Raw genomic sequence first — 16,414 nt, 5'->3', positions numbered from 1 at the left:
GGCCGGACCTGGAATTCCAGGTCCGGCCCATTGTTTGTTCGCGGGGTGTTATTTGCCGAAGCTGCGCAGCCGAAGCGAGTTCGCCACCACCAGTACCGAGCTCGCTGCCATGGCAGCGCCGGCAATCATGGGGTTCAGCAGCCCAAAAGCAGCCACCGGGATGCCCACCGCGTTGTAGAAGAACGCCCAGAACAGGTTGACCTTGATGGTCCGCAGCGTACGGCGGGAGAGTTCGATCGCCGTCGCTACCTGCTCCAGCGAGCTGCCCATCACGGTAAGATCTGCCGCTGCCATGGCCGCGTCGGTTCCGGAGCCCATCGCAATACCCAGGTCCGCCTGGGCCAGCGCGGCGGCGTCGTTCACGCCGTCACCCGCCATGGCCACCGTGGCGCCCTCCGCCTGGAACCGGCGCACCGCCTCCACTTTGCCTTCCGGGCGGACGTCAGCGAGCACGTCCTGCGGGGCGATCCCGACTTCCCGGGCCACGGCTTGGGCCACAACGGCGTTGTCACCGGTCAGCAGAACCGGACGCAGCCCCAGGGCAACCAGCCGCGCCACTGCCCCGCGGGAACCGTCTTTGATGGTGTCCTGCAGGCTGATAACGCCCGCGGCAACCCCGTCCACAGCCACCACGACTGCGGTGGCACCGGTTTCCTGTTCCCGGCGCAGCGCGTCGGCGGCGCGTTCATCCAGGCTGATGCTGTTTTCCTCCAGCCAGCCGGGCCGGCCGGCGACCACGCTGTGTCCGGCAACCGTGCCGCGGACACCGCCGCCGGGTGAGGAAAGGAAACCGCTGACGGGTTCCAGTCCCGGTCCGGCTTCCGCTGCTGCGGCGATGGACCGGGCGATCGGGTGCTCACCGGCGTTCTCGAGGGATCCGGCCAGGCGCAGCAGAGTTGATTCGTCCGGCACGCCGGCTCCGGGCAGCAGGACTGTACGGGCCACGGCGAGCTTGCCGCTGGTGACGGTTCCGGTTTTGTCCAGCAGGATTGTGTTGACCGTGCGGGTATCCTCCAGGACCTGCGGGCCCTTGATCAGGATGCCCAGCTGGGCTCCGCGGCCGGTTCCGGTGAGCAGGCCCACCGGTGTGGCCAGGCCCAGTGCACAGGGGCAGGCGATCACCAGCACGGCAACGGCGGAGACAAACGCGCTCTGGACGTCTCCGGTGATCAGCAGCCACAGGATAAAAGTGACGACGGCGATGGCCAGGACCACCGGTACGAACACGGAGCTGATCCGGTCCGCCAGCCGCGCGATGGGCGCCTTGCCGGACTGGGCGGCGCTGACCAGCGCACCCATCTGGGCCAACGTGGTCTCACTGCCCACCCGAGTAGCCCGGACCAGCAGCCGTCCGGAAGTGTTCACCGTGGCGCCGGTGACCGGATCGCCGGCGTGTACTTCCACCGGCAGGGATTCGCCGGTGATCAGCGCGGCGTCGATCGCCGATTCTCCGTCGACCACAATTCCGTCAGTGGCAACCTTCTCCCCCGGGCGCACTACAAACACGTCGCCGGGAACCAGCTCACCGGCCGGGATCAGCACTTCGCGTCCGTCGCGGAGCACCACGGCGTCCTTGGCCCCCAGACTGAGCAGGGAGGTCAGGGCATCGGCCGCACTGGTTTTGGCGCGGGCTTCGAGGTACCTGCCCAGGAGCAGGAAGGTGGTGACTACGGCGGCGACTTCGAAGTAGAGATGCGCACCTTCGCTCATGCCCGGATCGGCCGTCAGCCCCGGATTCGCGATGAGCTGTCCCAGGGAAAACAGGTAGGCTGCGCTGACGCCGATGGACACGAGGGTGTCCATCGTTGAGGCCAGGTGGCGGGCATTGACCGCAGCGGCACGATGGAAGGGCCAGGCGGACCAGAGGACCACGGGCAGCGAAAGCGCTGCTACTACCCAGCCCCAGTTCGGGAACGCGAAGGCAGGTACCATGCTGATCAACAGGACCGGAACGGTGAGGATGGCCGCAGTAATCAGGCGTGGACGCAGCTGTGCTGCGGTGCCGCCGTGCGCCATGTGGTCCTCATGGTCGCCGTGGCCTGCGGGGACGGCTACCTTCGCGGAGTAGCCGGCCGCTTCGACGGTTGCCACCAGCTGGTCGTCTGAGACGCCGGCCGGAACCCGGACCGTAGCCGAGTTCAGCGGCAGATTGACGCTGGCCTGCACGCCTTCGATCTTTCCCAGCTTGCGCTCCACGCGGTTGACGCAGGAAGCGCAGGTCATGCCCTGAATGTCCAGCGACACCTCGCGCTCTGCGTGCAGGTGCTGCTGTTCACGGGTTGTCATGAGACTCCTTTCAGCCCACCACCGTGTAACCCGCTTCAGCGACGGCTTCGCCGAGCAGTTCGGGTGCAATGGGTTCCGTAGACGTGACGACTGCAGTGGACACGCCGTCTGCCACCAGATCCACACGGACGTCCTTCACGCCCTCGACGGCGGTGAGTTCTTCCGTGACCGATGCGACGCAGTGCCCGCAGGTCATCCCCGAAATGCTGAGCTGGGTTTCCATAGCTGTGTTCCTCCTCCGCGGGGCGCCCGCCCCGCTCTCTGTATGTTTTTTGGGCCGCTCACCGAAGGAGCCGGCCGATGGCCTGGGTTGCTTCCTGAACCTTGACGTCCACAATTGACGGATCCCCGGCTTCTTCTGCTTCCCGCGCGGCGGTCACCACGCAGTGGGAGATGTGGTCCTGGACCAGTCCAAGGCTGAGGGCATGCAGCGCCTTCGTCACGGCGGAGACCTGGGTCAGTACATCGATGCAGTACTTGTCTTCATCCACCATCCGGGCAATCCCCCGGACCTGTCCCTCAATCCGCTTCAGCCGCCGCAGGTAGGCTTCCTTGTCGCTCGAATAGCCCCGCTCCGGTTCCACATCCACAGCCACGTCCGCTGCATCGAGTGCGCTGGTGTCCATTATTCGACCTCCCGCTAAGTACCTGCCAACACCTGCGAATGTATACCCCCTATGGGTATAGGTCAAGTACCCCAAGGGGGTATCTGAGGAGCAATAGGAGCCGGTTCCACGGGACGCTGGCGTAAGGTGGGACGCGTGGCAAAGAAAGAACTGACCAGCGCGGCAGAGGACTACCTCAAAGTCATCTGGACGGCACAGGAATGGACGGACGCGCCGGTTACCGTCTCTGCCCTCTCGGCCCATCTGGGCTTCTCTGCATCCTCGGTTTCCGAGGCAGTGAAGAAACTCGCGGCCCAGGGGTTCCTGACCCACGCTCGCTACGGTTCCGTGGCCCTAACTCCCACCGGCGAGCAGGCGGCAGTGAACATGGTGCGGCGCCACCGGCTGATTGAGACGTTCCTGGTCGAGTATCTCGGGTACGGCTGGGATGAAGTGCACGACGAAGCCGAGAACCTCGAACACGCGGTCTCCGACAAGATGGTTGAAGCTCTGGCAGTACGCCTGGGCCACCCGGTCCGGGATCCGCACGGGGACCCGATTCCCGCGCCCGACGGCAGCCTTCCGGCGCTGGACGCGGCCCGCCTCAGCCACAGCGAACCGGGCACCCGGCTGCGTATTGCCCGTGTCTCGGACAACAGCCCTGAACTGCTACGCTATCTGGGCGGCATGGGTCTGGGACTGGACACGGAGGTCAGCATCCTGGAACGCCAGGCTTATGCAGGCACCATGACTCTTGAACGTGCCGGTGACCGGGTGGAACTCGGCCTCCCTGCCGCCGAGGCCATCTGGGTGGTGCAGGCTTAACCGGCTTCAGGATGCAGCGGCAGGTCGTAGACAACCTGGCGGCTCACCGGCCGGTAGCCCAGCTGTTCGTAGATGCGCAGCGCACCGGACGGGTTCTCGGTGTCCACGCCCAGGCCCGCGTTCTGCATTCCCGAGGCGGTGAAGCGGCGCATCGCTTCGGCCAGCATCGCCGGGGCAATCCCCTTGCCGCGCCAGGGGCGCAGCACGCCGAGCAGCTCGGTGTAGCCCTCGGAATAGCCAAAGATTGCCGGTGACTCCGGGTCGTAGCTGGCCAGCTGATACGCGGCAATGTCCCCGGAGGACGTCTCCAGAACCACAAAGCTCCAGTCGGGCCGGAACTGCGGATGGCCCACCGTGAACCGCCAGTTCTCCGGGTCCCGGGGTTCGCTCCCCCAGTGATCCAGGAACGCCTCGTTGTGGGCAAGGCGCAGCCGTTCAGAGATCTCCTCGGAGAAGGTTCTGAATTCCATACCCGCAGGCAGCTCCGCGTCCGGCAGATCGCCGTCGAGCGGGCGGGTCATTTCGGTGAAGTACCTGCTCACGCGGGCGCCCACGGATTCCAGCAGCGCCAGGTGGGACGGATTGTTCGCCTCGGCACAACTGCGCAGCAGGGGACCCTCGCCGTCACGCTCCTGCACCCGGACGCGGGCGCGGGCTGCCTGCCACCGGTAGACCGCCGTGCCGATCCCCCGCCGGCGCCAGGCAGGATCCACTCCGCCGAACCCGATCGCCCGGACTGAGTCCGGATTCAGGTTCACCAGACCGAAGGCCCGCGGCACGCCGTCGGCGTCTATGCCCAGCAGCGAGTCCAGTTCAGGATCATTGCCAGGGCGCTGGAGCGCGTGCTCAAGGTCCGCGCGGTCTTCTGCCCATCCCGGCTTATCCACTTCCACCATGCGGCGGATCAGGTCATGCCAGTTATCCAGGTCTGCAGCCGTGATGGGACGCCACGCCAGCTGCGTCTGCGGTCCGGGCAGGTGCACAGTGTTTGTTGAGGCCATGGCTCCTAGCGTAGGGCAAGGCTGCTTTTGGCCGCACCAAGCTCAAGCGTGCGGCTGCACCAGGCGGCATCGGCCGGATTGTGGGTCACCACCACCACGGTCTTGCCGGCCAGGCCGGAGGAAAGGTCCGCCATCAGCCGGCGTCCGGCTGCCGGGTCCAGGTGCGCCGTGGGCTCGTCCAGCAGCACAATGCCGGCTTCGGTCAGCAGGGCACGTGCCACGGCAAGGCGCTGGCGCTGCCCGCCGGAGAGCCGGTGTCCGCCGTTGCCGATCCGGGTGTCGATTCCGTCTTCCAGCTCGGCAACGAGCCCGCCAAGACCCACGGCGTCCAGGGCTGCCAGCATTTCCGCCTCGCTCGGGGCGTTGGACCGGTCGCGGCTGATCAGCAGGTTGCCGCGCAGCGTGGAATCGAACAGGTGCGCCTCCTGAGGGCACCAGGCCATGCCGCGGGCTTCCCGGCTGAACTCCGACGCCGGGCGTCCGCCGATGCGGAACGTACCGGCCTGGGGCTGCAGGAATCCAAGCAGCACACCCAGCAGGGTGGACTTGCCACTGCCGGAGGGACCAGTGACGGCCAGCCACTCCCCCGGCTCCAGGCTGAGATCGACGCCGCTGAGCACGTCGCGGGATCCGCCCGGGTAGCGGTAGCGGATGCCGGACAGTTCGATGCTGCCCGGGACCGAAACCGCCGGGGAGACAGCGCCGTCGGGCTGCGTGCCGGGATCCACCGAATCCGATCCGAGGTCCGGCAGCACTTTGTCTCCCAGCACCCGCCAGGCGGTGAGCTGCTGAATGGACCCGTTGACCGCTGCGAAGCACTCAAGCAGGGCCAGCTGCATCAGCACGATCACGGCGGCAACGGTGGCGGGGACGCCCTGTGCCAAGGTCAGGATCCACAGTGCGGACCCGGCGCAGGCCAGCGCGGTCAGGGCGTTGGCAAGTCCCTGGGCCCAGGCGCTGCGGCGGGCGGCTCCTGCTGCAGCGGCGTCCAGCAGCCGCTGGCGGGCGACCACCGGGGTGGCGGAGGTGTTGGCTTCGAGGTCACGGGAGGCGGAGAGCAGCTTGGCCATGGATGCCATGGCTTTGGACTGCAGGGTCACGGTCCGCGCGCGGGCTGCGGCGTCGGCCCAGTGCGCGAGGGCGGGGGCACCAATGAGCCCCACCAGGCATAGGCCGATCTGCACCCAGAGTGCTTCCGGAATCAGGATGCCGGTGGCGATGCAGGCGGCAACCGCCGTCACAAAGGCGGTCAACGGGGCAAAGACCACGCGGGGTGCAATGTCACGCAGTTCATCGACGTCACCCACCAGGCGTTCGAGTGCTCCGCCCCCGCGGGCCAGGCGGCGCCAGCCTTCGGGACGGTTCAGCAGCCCGTTCCAGAGCCGGATGCGGATCGAGTTGGTGGCACGGAAAACGGCGTCGTGCAGGTGGAGACGTTCACGGTAGCGCAGCACGGCACGGCCGATGCCGAAGAACCGTACGCCCACAATCGCGGTGAGCAGGTACAGGATCGGCGGCTGCTCGGAGGCGCGGACAATCAGCCAGCCGGAGAGCGCGCTGAGGGCGACGGCGAAGATGGTTGCGCCGGTGCCGTAGGCCAGCGCCTTCAGGAACTGGGGGCTCCAGGGACGCAGGACCAGCAGGTTCTTCCACAGCGGCTGGTGCACGTAGCCGGCCTGCGCCGTGGAGCCGCTGAACTGCTTCTCCTCGGGTGCCAGTGCGGCGGCAGGCAGCGGGGCAGGCTCGTCGTCAGGCGCGGAAACTTCGTTCCCGACCGGAATGCGCATGCCGGCGATTGCCGCGGTCCGCCGGTCGTGGGCGACCAGCAGGACGGTACAGCGTGGACGGAGCCGGGCCAGGGCGGCCCGCACTGCCGCGGCGCTGGATTCATCCAGATGCGCCGTGGGTTCGTCAGCCAGCAGGACGCCGACGCCGGGAACATTCCGGACGCGGGCGATGGCCCGTGCCACGGCAACCCGGCGCTGTTCGCCGGGGCTGAGGTCTGCGGTGTGTGCATCCAGCAGGTGCAGGGAGCTGATCTCTGCCAGCGCCTGCTCGGCGGCGGTGCGCTGTTCGCCGGGGTCCGCGAGTCCGGAGTAAAGACCGATCTCCGCGGCCACGGTTTCCTCCACCAGCACGGGGTGCTGCGGAATCCAGGCCACCCGGGCCCGGTCCACGCCGGAGGCTTGACCGCTGATCCGCATTCCGGCACCGTCCCGGCGCAGGCCTGCCAGCACTTCAAGGACGGTGGTCTTGCCGCTGCCGCTGGGTCCGGTAAGGGCGGCAATGGCTCCGGCGGGAACGGAGAAGGAGAGGTCTTCGAGCACGGGGTCGGGACGCCCCTCGTACTGAACGGTGAGACCGCGTACCCTCACGCCGCCGTCGTCCGCCTGTGCAGACTGAGCGAGCGGACGGGCAGCCGGGGCGTCGAGGACGGCATTGGTGCGTTTCAGGGCTTCCAGCCCGTCTTCGCTGGAGTGGTGGGCGGTGCCCAGGTCACGCAGCGGCTGGTAGCACTCCGGCGCCAGGATCAGTGCCAGAAGGCCCATTTCCAGGGACATGTCTCCGTGCACCAGGCGCACGCCGATGAAGACGGCCACCACGGCCACGGAGATCGTGGCGATCAGTTCAAGTGCCAGGGAGGACATAAAGGCCACGCGCAGGGTTTCAAGCGTGGTGACGCGGTAGCGGTCGGCGACGTCGCGCAGGGCGCGGGTCTGCGCGCGTGCCCTGCCCAGACCGACCAGCACCGGCAGGCCCTTGGCCAATTCCAGCATGTTGTCCGAGAGCCGGTTCAGGGCCTCGATGGCCTTGGCCGTTTTGTCTCCGGTGTGCAGACCAATGAGGATCATAAACACCGGCACCAGCGGAACGGTCAGGACAATAACGACGGCGCTGACCCAGTCTGCGGTAAGGATGCGGACGCCGACCAGCAGCGGCAGCACCGCACAGGTCACCAGGGCCGGCAGGTACTTGGCGTAGTAGTTGTCCAGGCCGTCCAGTCCGCGGGTCAGCAGGACGCTGAGCGCGCCCGGACCCATGCCGGGAACGCTGCCGCCGTCGGCCAGGACCCGTTCTGTGAGCTGACCGCGCAGTTCGTCCTTGACCCCGGCCGCGGCCCGCTGCGCCACGGTTTCCTGGGCCCACATGGCCAGGGACCGCAGCACTGCACCGCTGATGCCCGTCGCGGCAACGTATCCCCAGTCCGGGCTGCCGGCGGCGAGGCCGGCAATGCCGGCGGCCACGCCGGTTGCCAGCAGCACCAGGGCCAGGGCTTTGACCGCAGCGACGAGTCCCAGCAGATACAGTGCCCGGCGGCTGGTGGCACTGACGGGAAGGACAGGTTTCATTGGACAGAGATCTTATGGACGTCGGGGATGGACTGTGTGCTGACGCGCTTGCGGAAGACCCAGTAGGTCCAGCCCTGGTAGAGAAGCACAATCGGCAGACCGAACACGGAGACCCAGGTGATCACCTTGAGCGTGTACGGGGTCGAAGAGGCATTCTCCACGGTCAGGTTCCAGGCTGCATCAAGCGTGGACGGAAGCACCACGGGGTACATTGCGGCGAAGATCGAGACGGCACCGGCCAGCAGGAACACGCCGAGTAAAGCAAAGGACAGGCCCTCCTTGCCACGGTAGGCCATCAGCCAGGCCACCACTACGGCCACGACGGCCACCGCCAGCGGGATCAGGGAGAAGAGTTCACCGCTGAGGAACTGGACACCGACAGCCCAGAGCGCCAGCGGCAGAATGCCAAGCGGGAGCCAGCGCACCAGGGCGCGCCGCGCGCGGTGGCGGATCTCGCCGTCGGTCTTCAGCATCAGGAAGGCGCAGCCGTGTACCAGCGCGAATCCGACGACCGCCAGTCCGCCCAGAACCGCCCAGGGGGTCAGCCAGGCGAAGGCGCCGCCCACCCGGTCGCCGTTCTCATTCAGCGGCAGGCCGGTGGAGGTCAGGGCCAGTGCCGCACCGACGCCGAAGGCGCTGACGAAGGAACCCAGGGCCATGGCCCAGTCCCAGCGGTCGCGCCAGCGCTGGGTATGGCCCTTACCGCGGTACTCGATGGCGACGGCGCGGAAGATCAGGCCCAGCAGCACCAGCGTCAGTGGAAGGTAGAGCGCCGAGAAGAGCGAGGCGTACCAGTACGGGAACGCGGCGAACGTCATGGCGCCGGCGGTGACAAGCCAGACTTCATTGCCGTCCCAGACCGGACCGATGGTGTTCAGCAGGACCCGGCGTTCGCGCTCGTCGCGGGCGAACACCTTCATAAGCATGCCCACGCCGAGGTCGAAGCCTTCGAGGAAGAGATAGCCGACCCACAGGAAGGCGATAACGATGAACCAGAACGTTGCAAGCGTCATTTTGTGTCTCCGGTGGCGCTAGTAGGCGAAATCGAGAACGTCGTCGGACTTCCGTCCGCCTGGCTGGCCCGGGGTGTCCTCCGAGTCGGAACCCGGCCCGTCGCCGTCGTCCGCCGCATGGAGCAGCTCCGGCATGGCTGAGGGAACTCCGCCCTTGACGTACTTGAAGAGCAGCTTCACTTCAACGATCAGCAGCGCCAGGTAGATGACCGTGAAGGAGATCACCGAGAAGAGCAGCTCCGCCATGCTCACTCCCGGCGAAACGGCCGCCGCCGTGAACATAAAGACGTTGTCTATGCCGCTGAAGCTGGGGTTGGGAACCACCACGAAGGGCTGCCGGCCCATTTCGGTGAAGATCCAGCCGGCGCTGTTGGCTCCGAAGGGAGCCAGGATGCCGAACACGGCCAGCCGCATCAGCCACTTGGACTCCGGCACCGTGCCCTTGCGGGTAATCCACAGCGCTACGGCGGCCGCACCGGCGGCGATGGCGCCGAACCCGATCATGATGCGGAAGCCCCAGTAGGTCACGGACATAACCGGCAGGTAGTCGATTTCCTGGCCGGCCTGTTCGCCGTACATCGGATCATCCGGCAGGTGGGTACCGTACTTTTCCTGGTACTCCGGGATCAGGGTATTCACGCCGTCAACGGGAGTATTGAAGTCACCGTTGGCGAGGAAGGACAGGACACCCGGCACCTCAATCAGGGTCTTGACGTCCTCACAGTCCCGGGCGCCGACATCGCCGACGGAAAGGATGGAGAAGGAGGTTCCGTTGTGGCAGGCAGCTTCGGCGGCGGCCATCTTCATGGGCTGCTGTTCGAACATCAGCTTGCCCTGCAGGTCACCGGTAATCGCGGTGCCCGCGAATGCCACGACGGCGACGGCGGCGCCGATGCGCAGTGCCTTGATCCAGACGTTGTAGTCCGTCTTGTCCCGGCCGATCGCGGCGTTCTCGCCCACCACGACGCGTCCGTTCTCATCCACTGTGTCGATGCCGTCGCGGCGCCGCTTCCACAGGTGGTACCAGGAGATGCCGAGCAGGAACCCGCCGGCCACGGCGAAGGCGCCGGTGATGGTGTGCGGGAAGGCAACCAGCAGGGTGTTGTTGGTGAGGACCGCCCAGAAGTCGGTCATGACTGCGCGGCCGTCCACCAGTTCCACGCCGACGGGGTGCTGCATCCAGGAGTTGGCAGCCAGGATGAAGTAGGCAGACAGGGCCGAGGCACCGGTGGCCAGCCAGATGGTGGCGAGGTGGATCTTCTGCGGCAGTCGTTTCCAGCCGAAGATCCACAGTCCCAGGAAGACCGACTCAGTGAAGAAGGCCAGCAGGGATTCAAGCGCCAGCGGTGCGCCAAAGACGTCACCGACGAACCGGCTGTACTCGCTCCAGGCCATGCCGAACTGGAACTCCTGGACCAGGCCGGTGGCCACGCCCATGATGAAGTTGATCAGGAACAGCTTGCCCCAGAACTTGGTCAGGCGCAGGTACTCTTCCTTGCCTGTGCGGACCCAGGCGGTCTGCAGGGCGGCCACGACCAGGCCAAGGCCGATGGTCAGCGGAACCATGAGGAAGTGATACACCGTAGTAATGCCGAATTGCCACCGGGCAATGTCCAATGCTTCCACGTGCAGGTCCTTAGTTATGTAATGTTCTACAGACTGTAGAACTTCGTTCTTCTACGAATCGTAGAACACGACCTGACATATTTCTACAATCTGTAGAGAGATGTGACGAAAGCCGGTATTGTTAAGGACCGCGGTAGGGAACCTAAGGACCAGCCGCACAGGAAAACTAGGCCGGGGCGACCTCCCGGACCCGGGACCGGATGACGAAGGAAGTACGGACTATGGCTACTCTCGGAGAGCTTGAGCGAGCGATGATGGACCTGCTGTGGGAGTCATCCGAGGCGTTGACGGCCAATGAGCTCCGCGAACGCCTGGCACAGAATGACGCCGGGCGCGCCGAGGCGAAAGGCCTGGCGGTCACCACGGTCCTCACCGTGCTTTCACGCCTGGAGAAGAAGGCCCTCGTGGCCCGCGAACGTGACATCCGCCCCCACCGGTACCGTGCCGTAACGAGCCGCGCCGAGCACACCGCCGAACTTATGCATGAGGTCCTCGGCTCCGCGAACGACCGCGAGGCTGTCCTGGCCCGCTTCGTCGGTTCCGTCTCCGCAACCGAAGCGCAAACCCTGCGCAGGCTGCTCGACGGCGCCTAGGCCACCGGTCCGCGCCCCGTATGTTCTGGGCCTCGTATTTCCTCGCTGCACTGGCAGTGATCCTCGCCTGGCCGGTTCCGGTTGTGCTGTCGCGCGCCAAGTGGCCGGCGCGCTCCCCCTTTACCGCAATGGTGTTGTGGCAGTCGATCGCCCTGGCCGGCGGATTGTCCATGATCGGAGCCATGCTGACCTGGGGCCTGGAGCCCATCGGTGACAACCTGGCCCAGGGATTGCATGGACTCTGGGATATTCTCCTGCAGCAGCGCTCGGTTGAAGCCCTGGGCCTGGTCCACGTGTTTGCCATCAGCGCAGCCGTGCTGCTGAGCGTGCACCTGGTCTTCACCCTGCTGCTGACCTATTACCGCATTGTCTCCGGCCGGCGCCGCCACCGCGACATGCTGAACTTACTGAGTTCCCCGTCGCTGAATACGCCCGCAACGGTGGTCATCCCGCACCCCTCCCCCGTCGCCTACTGCCTTCCCGGCGGAGCCCAGTCCGTCACGGTCCTCTCGGACGGGCTGATGGACATCCTCTCCGAGGAGGAGCTCTCCGGGGTACTGACGCACGAGAAGGCGCACCTCAGCCAGCACCACCATCTGCTGCTCTGGGCCTTCGCGGCCTGGCGGGCGGCCCTGCCGTGGCTGCCCACCTCGCAGCTGGCCCAGCGGTCGGTGAACGAACTAATTGAGATGCTCGCCGACGATGAGGCGCTCAAGAAGGTTGACCGTCCAACACTGATCCGCGCCGTAGCCATCGTAGGCTCCGCCTCGACCTCGGGTGCCGGGGCAGACACCGCAGCGAGCCTGCCGGGTTCTTCAGCTCCTGCGGTTGCCGGCGGAGGCGTTGAAGACGAAACCGGGATGGCAGCACGGCTCAGCCGGCTGCTCACGCCCCAGCCCCCGCTGCCCCGCTGGGTGAACATCCTCATCCAGGCAGCAGCGGTGCTGCTGCTGGCGGTACCCACGGTGCTGCTGTTTGCCCCCGGCCTGATCCACGGCTGACCGGCCTGATTCTCCGGTCCGGCCTGGCCGCTAGGCGTCGATGCGGTCCCGGTCCAGCATGGCCGCACCGGCGATGATGAACTCCTTGCGCGGCGCGACGTCGCTGCCCATCAGCAGCTCAAAGGTGGCTTCATCCACGTGGCGCTCGGCTTCCGCAGCTTCGCTGAGCCGGATCCGGCGCAGGGTGCGGTGGCGGGGATCCATGGTGGTCTCGGCCAGCTGGTCGGCATCCATCTCCCCCAGGCCCTTGTAGCGCTGGATCGGTTCCTTGAAGCGCTTGCCTTCCTTCTCCAGCTTGGCAAGGAGCTGATGCAGCTCCTTCTCGCTGTACGTGTAGACCATCTCGTTGGCCTTGGATCCGTGGTTGATGACTTCCACCCGGTGCAGCGGAGGCACGGCGGCGTAGACGCGGCCGGCCTCGACCAGCGGGCGCATATAGCGGAAGAACAGCGTCAGGAGCAAGGTCCGGATGTGGGCGCCGTCGACGTCGGCGTCCGTCATAAAGATCACCTTGCCGTAACGTGCCGCATCCAACTGGAAGCTCCGGCCTGAGCCTGCACCCACCACCTGGATCAGGGCAGCACACTCGGCGTTGGACAGCATGTCCGACACAGAGGCTTTCTGGACGTTGAGGATTTTTCCGCGGATGGGCAGCAGCGCCTGGAAATCGGAGGACCGTGCCAGCTTGGCCGTTCCCAGGGCCGAGTCGCCCTCCACGATGAACAGTTCCGAGCGCTCATTGTCGTCGATCCGGCAGTCCGCGAGTTTCACGGGCATGGACGAGGTTTCCAGGGCATTCTTCCGCCGCTGGGTTTCCTTGTGGACCCGGGCGGAGATGCGGGACTTCATCTCCGAAACCACTTTTTCAAGCAGCAGGGCAGTCTGTGCCTTGTCGCCGCGTGCCGGCGAATTTAGCCTGGCCGTGATTTCCTTTTCGACAACCTTGGAGACGATCGACCGCACCGCGGAGGTGCCGAGGATCTCCTTGGTCTGGCCTTCAAACTGCGGCTCTGCCAGCCGGACGGTCAGCACGGCGGTGAGCCCGGCGAAGACGTCGTCCTTCTCGATCTTGTCATTGCCGGCCTTCAGCTTGCGGGCGTTGGCCTCAATGACCTTGCGGAAGGTCTTCAGCAGCGCCTGCTCGAAGCCGGCCTGATGCGTGCCGCCCTTGGGGGTGGCAATGATGTTCACGAAACTGCGGATGCTGGTTTCATAGCCGATCCCCCAGCGCAGGGCGATGTCCACTTCGCACTCACGCTCGACTTCGGTGATCTTGCTGTGCCCGCGCTCATCCAGGACGGGAACGGATTCCTTGAACTTGCCGGCCCCATGAAGCCGCCAGATGTCCGTAACGGCCGCGTCTGCGGCGAGGAACTCGACGAACTCCGAGATGCCGCCGTCGTGGTGGAACACTTCCTCCACCGGACCGTTCTCGCCCGGCGTTCCAGGCAGGCGGCGTTCGTCGCGGAGCGTGATCCGCAGGCCGGGAACCAGGAAAGAGGTCTGGCGGGCACGGGCCTCGAGTTCGGCGTAGGAGAACTTGGCGTCCGGGGTGAAGATCTGCCGGTCTGCCCAGTATCGGATCCGGGTGCCGGTGACCCCGCGCTTGGCTTTTCCAACCACCTCGAGCTTGCTGCTCTCCAGGAACGGAGTGAACTTCGCCTCAGGGGACGGCTTCGATCCAGTGTCGGCAAAGACGCCGGGCTCGCCGCGCCGGAAGGTCATCTGGTAGGTCTTGCCGGCACGGTCCACCTGGACGTCCAGCCGCGAGGAGAGCGCGTTGACGACGGAAGCGCCGACGCCGTGCAGGCCGCCGGAGGCTGCGTAGGAACCGCCGCCGAACTTGCCGCCTGCATGGAGCTTGGTGAAGACCACCTCCACGCCGGAGAGGCCGGTCTTGGGTTCGATGTCCACGGGGATGCCGCGGCCGTCGTCGTGGATTTCAACGGAGTTGTCTGCGTGCAGGATGATCCGGATGCTCTGCCCGTAGCCGGCCAGAGCCTCATCAACGGAGTTGTCGATGATTTCCCAAAGGCAGTGCATAAGGCCGCGGGAATCGGTGGAGCCGATGTACATGCCGGGGCGCTTCCGGACAGCCTCAAGGCCCTCGAGGACGGAAAGGTGCCGGGCGTTGTACTCAGTATCCAGGGGGACCACGGTGCTGAACTCCTAGGGCCGGTTAGGCGGCCGTGTTTTGCGTAGGGAAGCCTTGCGGCTGGGCAGCCGGCGGAAACCGGCCTTCTACAAGGTTAATGCCCCGCGGTGACAGTGCGTGGCAGCGACTCAGCCGCACCCCCCTGCCTGCCTGTCTCCCCACCTCAAACTGTGAACGCCGCCACGCCCGCGCCGGCCCTGTGTTGCTACTCATTGGTACGCGCAGAGCGAAAGACTCACCGAAATGGAAAGGGCTGCCCGGCAAAGGTGGTTATATGAAGTATCAACACCCTTAAGGAGGCACTCATGACAGCAGCAGTTGCTACACGTCAACTAAACACGCTGGACCGCTGTGACCGCTGCGGCGCTCAGGCTTACGTGCGCGCGGTATTGGAATCCTCCGGTGGGGAACTGCTCTTCTGCGCTCATCACGCCCGGGCAGTGGAGGCCAACCTTCGGCCCCTGACCTCTGAGTGGCAGGACGAAAGTGCTCGCCTGCACCAGAAGGCCGCTACGACGGAAGACTAATTCCGGACAGCAGTCCAAGACTTGGCGAGGGCCTCTCCGTTACGGAGGGGCCCTCGTTCTGTCTCTGGTTCCAGCTGGCCCAAACCCAGCCGGATCAAAGCAAAAAGCAGTGCCCCCGCGTTCACCGCGGAGGCACTGCTTTTATTGCTTAGCTATGGAGTCTTAGTCCAGGTAGTCCCGCAGGACCTGGGACCGCGACGGGTGGCGCAGCTTGGACATCGTCTTGGACTCGATCTGGCGGATCCGCTCACGGGTCACGCCGTAAACCTTGCCGATTTCGTCCAGGGTCTTCGGCTGCCCGTCGGTGAGACCAAAACGCATTGCCACAACGCCGGCTTCACGCTCGGAGAGCGTGTCGAGGACGGAGTGCAGCTGTTCCTGCAGCAGGGTGAAGCTCACGGCGTCTGCCGGGACAACCGCTTCGGAGTCCTCGATCAGGTCGCCGAACTCGGAGTCGCCGTCCTCGCCAAGCGGGGTGTGCAGGGAGATGGGCTCGCGGCCGTACTTCTGGACCTCGACAACCTTCTCCGGCGTCATGTCCAGTTCAAGTGCCAGCTCTTCGGGCGCGGGCTCGCGGCCCAGGTCCTGGAGCATCTGGCGCTGCACGCGGGCCAGCTTGTTGATGACTTCAACCATGTGCACCGGGATGCGGATGGTGCGGGCCTGGTCTGCCATGGCGCGGGTAATCGCCTGGCGGATCCACCACGTGGCGTAGGTCGAGAACTTGAAGCCCTTGGTGTAGTCGAACTTCTCGACCGCACGGATCAGGCCCAGGTTGCCTTCCTGGATGAGGTCGAGGAAGAGCATGCCGCGGCCGGTGTAGCGCTTGGCAAGCGACACAACGAGCCTCAGGTTGGCTTCCAGCAGGTGGTTCTTGGCGCGCTTGCCGTCGTGGATGATCTGCTGAAGGTCGCGCTTGAGCTTGGGATCCATGTCCGGATCAGCTGCGATCTTCTCTTCGGCGTAGAGGCCTGCCTCAATGCGCAGTGCCAGGTCCACTTCCTGCTCAGCGTTCAGCAGGGCGACCTTGCCGATCTGCTTCAGGTAGTCCTTGACCGGATCCGCGGTGGCGCCGGCCGAAACGACCTGCTGGGCAGGCGCGTCATCATCGTCGGCATCCGAGTAAACGAAACCGGAACCGGTGGGAGCTGCCTCGGGGGCATCTGCCTCGACTACTTCGACGTCAACGTCCGTGGGCTCAACGTCGGTGTCATCGGCATGGGTGTCGGCGTCTTCGGCGGGCTCGGCTGCCTTCTTGGCGGTGGTCTTTGCCGCGGAGGCCTTTGCCGTGGTCTTCCGGGCGGAAGGCTTGCGGGCAGTCTTGGCGGCCGTTTTGGTGGCTGCGGCGGGAGTCGCCTCGGCAACCTCGGCAGTCACAGTGTCAGTCTCTTTGACAGCAGTTGTCTTTCTCGCGGACACAGAAAACCTTTCA

13 protein-coding genes are annotated in these 16,414 nt (G+C 65.8%); 4 read left to right on the top strand and 9 right to left on the bottom strand.

The window, feature by feature from the left end; translation table 11 throughout:
• Positions 1-48 precede the first annotated feature (48 nt).
• Genes ACWGQ2_RS06400 through ACWGQ2_RS06390 form a run of 3 tightly spaced genes read right to left on the bottom strand, consistent with a single transcriptional unit; the run spans position 49 to position 2,912 of the window.
• Positions 49-2,286 carry a heavy metal translocating P-type ATPase gene (locus ACWGQ2_RS06400; protein ID WP_452015454.1) on the bottom strand — a complete coding sequence of 746 codons (2,238 nt, stop codon included), beginning with the start codon at positions 2,284-2,286 and terminating at the stop codon, positions 49-51.
• A gap of 10 nt (positions 2,287-2,296) precedes the next feature.
• Entirely contained in the window at positions 2,297-2,509 is a 213-nt protein-coding gene (locus ACWGQ2_RS06395) for a heavy-metal-associated domain-containing protein (protein ID WP_452015452.1), read from the bottom strand.
• A 58-nt stretch (positions 2,510-2,567) separates the two neighbouring features.
• The gene (locus tag ACWGQ2_RS06390) at positions 2,568-2,912 is read right to left on the bottom strand and encodes a metal-sensitive transcriptional regulator (RefSeq protein ID WP_452015450.1); all 345 of its coding nucleotides are present in this window, start codon (positions 2,910-2,912) and stop codon (positions 2,568-2,570) included.
• Between the two features lie 135 nt (positions 2,913-3,047).
• On the opposite strand from ACWGQ2_RS06390, the gene ACWGQ2_RS06385 reads away from it, so the two are divergent.
• A complete protein-coding gene (locus tag ACWGQ2_RS06385; RefSeq protein ID WP_452015448.1) occupies positions 3,048-3,716 on the top strand; it encodes a metal-dependent transcriptional regulator in 669 nt (222 codons plus the stop codon).
• Here ACWGQ2_RS06385 and ACWGQ2_RS06380 read toward each other — a convergent pair.
• Genes ACWGQ2_RS06380 through ACWGQ2_RS06365 form a run of 4 tightly spaced genes read right to left on the bottom strand, consistent with a single transcriptional unit; the run spans position 3,713 to position 10,706 of the window.
• Complete coding sequence (locus ACWGQ2_RS06380; RefSeq protein ID WP_452015446.1) at positions 3,713-4,717, bottom strand: GNAT family N-acetyltransferase; 1,005 nt, start codon at positions 4,715-4,717, stop codon at positions 3,713-3,715. The two genes, ACWGQ2_RS06385 and ACWGQ2_RS06380, sit on opposite strands and share 4 nt — an antisense overlap.
• Before the next feature lie 5 nt (positions 4,718-4,722).
• Positions 4,723-8,067, bottom strand: a complete 3,345-nt coding sequence (cydD, locus tag ACWGQ2_RS06375; RefSeq protein ID WP_452015444.1) for a thiol reductant ABC exporter subunit CydD — start codon at positions 8,065-8,067, stop codon at positions 4,723-4,725.
• The gene (gene cydB, locus ACWGQ2_RS06370; RefSeq protein WP_452015442.1) at positions 8,064-9,080 is read right to left on the bottom strand and encodes a cytochrome d ubiquinol oxidase subunit II; all 1,017 of its coding nucleotides are present in this window, start codon (positions 9,078-9,080) and stop codon (positions 8,064-8,066) included. The genes cydD and cydB overlap by 4 nt, the downstream gene beginning before the upstream one ends.
• Positions 9,081-9,098: 18 nt before the next feature.
• Entirely contained in the window at positions 9,099-10,706 is a 1,608-nt protein-coding gene (locus tag ACWGQ2_RS06365; protein WP_452015440.1) for a cytochrome ubiquinol oxidase subunit I, read from the bottom strand.
• Positions 10,707-10,927: 221 nt separating this feature from the next.
• On the opposite strand from ACWGQ2_RS06365, the gene ACWGQ2_RS06360 reads away from it, so the two are divergent.
• Together ACWGQ2_RS06360 and ACWGQ2_RS06355 are read left to right on the top strand one after the other, a co-directional pair.
• On the top strand, positions 10,928-11,299 hold the full coding sequence (locus ACWGQ2_RS06360) for a BlaI/MecI/CopY family transcriptional regulator (protein WP_452015438.1): 372 nt from the start codon (positions 10,928-10,930) through the stop codon (positions 11,297-11,299).
• Positions 11,300-11,319: 20 nt separating this feature from the next.
• A complete protein-coding gene (locus tag ACWGQ2_RS06355; RefSeq protein ID WP_452015436.1) occupies positions 11,320-12,300 on the top strand; it encodes a M56 family metallopeptidase in 981 nt (326 codons plus the stop codon).
• Between the two features lie 30 nt (positions 12,301-12,330).
• On the opposite strand, the gene ACWGQ2_RS06350 is transcribed toward ACWGQ2_RS06355, so the two are convergent.
• Positions 12,331-14,457 carry a DNA gyrase/topoisomerase IV subunit B gene (locus ACWGQ2_RS06350; RefSeq protein WP_452015434.1) on the bottom strand — a complete coding sequence of 709 codons (2,127 nt, stop codon included), beginning with the start codon at positions 14,455-14,457 and terminating at the stop codon, positions 12,331-12,333.
• Between the two features lie 303 nt (positions 14,458-14,760).
• Between ACWGQ2_RS06350 and ACWGQ2_RS06345 the strand changes: the two genes are divergently transcribed.
• Entirely contained in the window at positions 14,761-14,982 is a 222-nt protein-coding gene (locus tag ACWGQ2_RS06345; RefSeq protein WP_452015432.1) for a DUF7455 domain-containing protein, read from the top strand.
• A 162-nt stretch (positions 14,983-15,144) separates the two neighbouring features.
• On the opposite strand, the gene ACWGQ2_RS06340 is transcribed toward ACWGQ2_RS06345, so the two are convergent.
• Entirely contained in the window at positions 15,145-16,401 is a 1,257-nt protein-coding gene (locus ACWGQ2_RS06340; protein ID WP_452015430.1) for an RNA polymerase sigma factor, read from the bottom strand.
• Between the last annotated feature and the right edge of the window lie 13 nt (positions 16,402-16,414).

Source organism: Arthrobacter sp. NPDC055585 (assembly GCF_053619115.1).
Note: the sequence above shows the minus strand (reverse complement) of the source record. Positions and strands in the feature narration are given on the sequence as shown.

What these genes read in the sequence shown, in the direction of transcription:
- ACWGQ2_RS06400 (WP_452015454.1), bottom strand. Translation starts at nt 2,286, where the DNA reads ATGACAACCCGTGAACAGCAGCACCTGCACGCAGAGCGCGAGGTGTCG.
- ACWGQ2_RS06345 (WP_452015432.1), top strand. Translation starts at nt 14,761, where the DNA reads ATGACAGCAGCAGTTGCTACACGTCAACTAAACACGCTGGACCGCTGT.
- ACWGQ2_RS06390 (WP_452015450.1), bottom strand. Translation starts at nt 2,912, where the DNA reads ATGGACACCAGCGCACTCGATGCAGCGGACGTGGCTGTGGATGTGGAA.
- cydD (WP_452015444.1), bottom strand. Translation starts at nt 8,067, where the DNA reads ATGAAACCTGTCCTTCCCGTCAGTGCCACCAGCCGCCGGGCACTGTAT.
- cydB (WP_452015442.1), bottom strand. Translation starts at nt 9,080, where the DNA reads ATGACGCTTGCAACGTTCTGGTTCATCGTTATCGCCTTCCTGTGGGTC.
- ACWGQ2_RS06395 (WP_452015452.1), bottom strand. Translation starts at nt 2,509, where the DNA reads ATGGAAACCCAGCTCAGCATTTCGGGGATGACCTGCGGGCACTGCGTC.
- ACWGQ2_RS06360 (WP_452015438.1), top strand. Translation starts at nt 10,928, where the DNA reads ATGGCTACTCTCGGAGAGCTTGAGCGAGCGATGATGGACCTGCTGTGG.
- ACWGQ2_RS06380 (WP_452015446.1), bottom strand. Translation starts at nt 4,717, where the DNA reads ATGGCCTCAACAAACACTGTGCACCTGCCCGGACCGCAGACGCAGCTG.
- ACWGQ2_RS06355 (WP_452015436.1), top strand. Translation starts at nt 11,320, where the DNA reads ATGTTCTGGGCCTCGTATTTCCTCGCTGCACTGGCAGTGATCCTCGCC.